This window comes from Jeotgalibaca sp. A127 (genome assembly GCF_052266745.1).
Classification (GTDB): Bacteria; Bacillota; Bacilli; order Lactobacillales; family Aerococcaceae; genus Jeotgalibaca.
Genome location: NZ_JBQPRC010000022.1, coordinates 1 through 3,559 on the forward strand (window position 1 = coordinate 1; position 3,559 = coordinate 3,559).

A 3,559-nucleotide genomic window follows, 5' to 3' on the forward strand; every position below is an offset into this window, starting at 1 on the left:
CACAGCACTTACAAGCCTCTGGTGTATAGGTCAGCTTGGCGGAGATGATTTTGCAATGCAGGCCATTTCTAACTTCTTCCTTCAGCCAATCCTTATCCGTCACTTTAATATTTTTATCTTTTATTACCAGCAGATTTAATATAGAATGTTTATGAGACAAATGAATTTCCTCCCTAACATAAAGACTCGATTCCTTCATTTTAACGGAAAAATTCATTTGTCTCTTTGTATTTTCACAAAAGGGCCATGGGCCATCAACACTTAATATTCTAGAACCTACGGAGCAATGTTAAATTCGATTACCTCTGATATGAAAGGCAGAACGGATTTATCAAACTTCAGAAGTATTGGTTCAGTTATGGCCAATGTTATTGTTACTTCCCTTGCACCATTAATCCTATTCGATCAAATGGATAATCCTGTTGCTAATCGTTTTGTATTATTAGGAATTATTCTTTCAGTCTTTACTGCAGTCTGCCTGCTCTTGACCCATGTTTTAGTTAGTGAACGGGTAATTATTCCGGACAAGACTGATGAGCAAAAGAGTATCAATTATTTCAAAGTTATGAAAACTTTTGTTAAAAACCGTCCGATGGTTGCAGTTATTTCAGCCTACATCATCACTAAATTCTTTATCCAAACAACAGGAATCATGAACCAATATGTATTCATGAGCCATTATCGTGCCACAGAGCAACTTGCTGCACTAGGGTTAGCGACACTAATTCCGACATTGGTTGCGATGATTTTTGTTAAACCGATGATTAACCGTTTTGGTAAAAAGAACTTAGTGACTTGGCCAGCTCTTCTAGCAGCAGCCTCATTTTCAGTTAATGCCCTTTTCCCAGTTTCATCTACGCAATACATTTTCTTCCAATTGCTAGGACAATTTTTCGTTGGCTTCTTTAGCCTACTCATTTGGTCTTTAATTGCTGATGCGGTCGATTACCAAGCTTACTTAACAAAAGAACGGAATGATGGAACCATTTATGCAACAATCACATTTTTAGTGTTCTTGGTTTCGAGTTTCTCAACATCGATGATTGCGTTGTTATTGGATGCAGTTGGGTATGATGTGGCTCTTGGAGCGGCACAAACAACTGGAGTCGCAACCGCAATCAAATTTATGGGTGGTATTTTACCTGTTATCGGAGCAGTACTAATTTTCTTCTGTTTCCACTTTATTTACAATATGACCGATGTAGAAATGCAAAAGATATCTAAAGAGGTAAACAGTTTGTAATAGGGAAAGGATGAGTGAAATTGGTAATAGATACTAAACCGAAAATCGCAAAAAAAATAACACAACTTAATGAGAATACTTGGAATATTAGCGACTATTTTCTAGACAATTACTATGTGGCCGTCGGGGATGAGTATGCTGCTCTCATAGATACGGGAGCTGGTATCGGTACTATCATCGATGATGTGAGGAAAATCACTGATAAACCTATCAAAGTATTGTTGACACACGGACATCTGGACCACTTAGGCGGTATGTACGCTTTCGAGGAAGCATATATGCACCCAGATGATGACCATCTCTACCGCGAACATTACCCAAGTGTGGCTATGAGGAAATGGTACATTGAAACACGAACGCCAATCCGTTTTCCAGGCGAAGGGCATGTGGAAGCATTACTGGAACAATTACCGGAAGAAAAAGACCTGTCTTTGTTCCCATACAAACCGATTAAAGAAGGAGACACTATTGATCTCGGGAATCGTGTTCTGGAAGTTTTTGAAACACCGGGCCATTCACCTGGACATGTCTCTTATCTCGATCGCACGAATCGTCTACTGTTTAGTGGAGACACAATTAATGATAGTATTATCATTTTTAACAAAGAAGGTGGTAATCGTAAGGATTTAGAAATTTATCAAAAATCCATTCAAAAGTTGTGGGACGTGAGTGATGCCTATGACACACTTTTAGTGGGCCACGAAAACCCAACGATGGATAAGGCAGTAGTAAAAGACTACCTCGAACTAGCAACAGGTATTTTGGATGGAACATTGAAAGGAAACTATGAAGAAATTGGCTTCCGCAAAGGTGAAGTCATTCGTCAAAACGGAATAGAACTATGGTATAAATGTGATGCCTAAGGAAATAGAAGACCCGACTATAATATGTCAGGTCTTCTATTTTTGAGTACGAAACTGGCCTGGCGTTATGCCTGTAAACTTTTTAAATACTTTAACGAAATAACTAGCATCAGAGAAACCCACCTCGTAAGAAATATCTGTAATAGAGTATTTCGAACTTCGTAAATATACCTTACTTAATTCAACGCGTCGTTCGTTGATAACTTCGGTAATATTCCTACCAGTTTCAGCTTTGAATTTCTTCTGCAACGTATCGGGATGTAAATGGATATGCTCGGCTAAAATACGGGTGGTTAATTCATTTTTTATGTTCATATCTATTAACGTAAGCACTTTAGCTGAAAATTCGCTGGTTTTGATGTTGTCTAGTGAATTTACATAGTCGCAATACGTATCAATCATTCTACAAGTGATAATAAAAGCATCTTCTGGTCTTTTCATGGCATTAATCGTCTCAATGTGAACTAAAGAGAGTGAATAGGCAAACACAGAGGGAGCCAAACGATCTAATAATAATGCATAAACGAGTCCATGGAAAAATTGTGTACGACCAATTGCCGCAGCTAATAAGTCTTCTGGTGGAACATAATTTTGGTGATCTAAATCGATATATTGGTAAAATTCCTTCAATGCTTCTTTTGCCTTCTCAGCATTATGAGTGGCAATACTTTCTTTAAAAAGCATCAAATAGTCTATTCGTTCGTAGACTGTTTCCAGATGTCTATGGTCATGGATTGTTCCATCTAAGAAATTCTGAAAAGTGTTAGCCATGTGTCACCTCCTACTGTTATTTTATAGATTAATGGAACCCTGGTAAAGAGTCTAATTAGTTCTGCGATAAAGGTAACTTAATCAGTGGGATAGTTAGTCTGAAAGAAGACATAATAAAACTTCAATTAGAAATGAAATACCACTTTATTTGACTAGACAAGCCACTTTAATAATAAGGATTTCACTAAAGATATTAAAGAAAACGCAATCATAGTTGCTTTATACAAATAATTGCAATAATTGCATAATATGGTGCAAATTTTGGTTTATTAATGGTATTATGATGAATATATTAGAAATAAATATACATTCATTGAGAATATATTTGTTTGGCGTTATTTGTATATTAACTCATGGAAATTAATTAAGAATATATCTATAAATCGAAACAAATATATTTATCAATTTTCATTCAGGAGGCACGAAACAATGTTTTACCTCAAAGTAAAAAGACTAACCGATATTATACTTTCAACCTAGGACTAATTCTGCTGTCACTTAAATTTTGATTCTTATTATAGATTAAATTAGACACAGGAAGTCCATTTATTTTTAAAATAGTTTGATTTGTCAATTTAAGCTAGACAAAGTAGATTCGTCTAGGTAACTCAAAAATACTTCCAGTGGCGTCTGGTATGCCAAGGATTTTCGTGGGATGTTATTTCGCTTGTTTGCAACCGAT

The 3,559-nt window shown here is 36.2% G+C and carries 3 protein-coding genes and 1 pseudogene; 2 read left to right on the top strand and 2 right to left on the bottom strand.

Annotation, left to right across the window (positions count from 1 at the left end; genetic code table 11):
* The first annotated feature begins 286 nt into the window (after positions 1–286).
* Positions 287–1,243, top strand: coding sequence for an MFS transporter (locus ACTVAI_RS11675; protein WP_443486742.1), 957 nt, complete (start codon positions 287–289; stop codon positions 1,241–1,243).
* A gap of 20 nt (positions 1,244–1,263) precedes the next feature.
* Positions 1,264–2,106 (top strand): MBL fold metallo-hydrolase, encoded by an 843-nt coding sequence (locus ACTVAI_RS11680; protein ID WP_443486743.1) that lies wholly within the window; start codon positions 1,264–1,266, stop codon positions 2,104–2,106.
* A 36-nt stretch (positions 2,107–2,142) separates the two neighbouring features.
* Here the strand turns inward: ACTVAI_RS11680 and ACTVAI_RS11685 are convergent, their stop codons facing one another.
* Positions 2,143–2,877, bottom strand: a complete 735-nt coding sequence (locus ACTVAI_RS11685; RefSeq protein WP_443486744.1) for a helix-turn-helix transcriptional regulator — start codon at positions 2,875–2,877, stop codon at positions 2,143–2,145.
* Positions 2,878–3,447: 570 nt separating this feature from the next.
* A pseudogene (locus ACTVAI_RS11690) lies at positions 3,448–3,559 on the bottom strand (IS30 family transposase); the annotation flags it as partial.

Coding starts and splice junctions, on each gene's coding strand:
- ACTVAI_RS11675 (WP_443486742.1), top strand. CDS start 287: ATGTTAAATTCGATTACCTCTGATATGAAAGGCAGAACGGATTTATCA.
- ACTVAI_RS11685 (WP_443486744.1), bottom strand. CDS start 2,877: ATGGCTAACACTTTTCAGAATTTCTTAGATGGAACAATCCATGACCAT.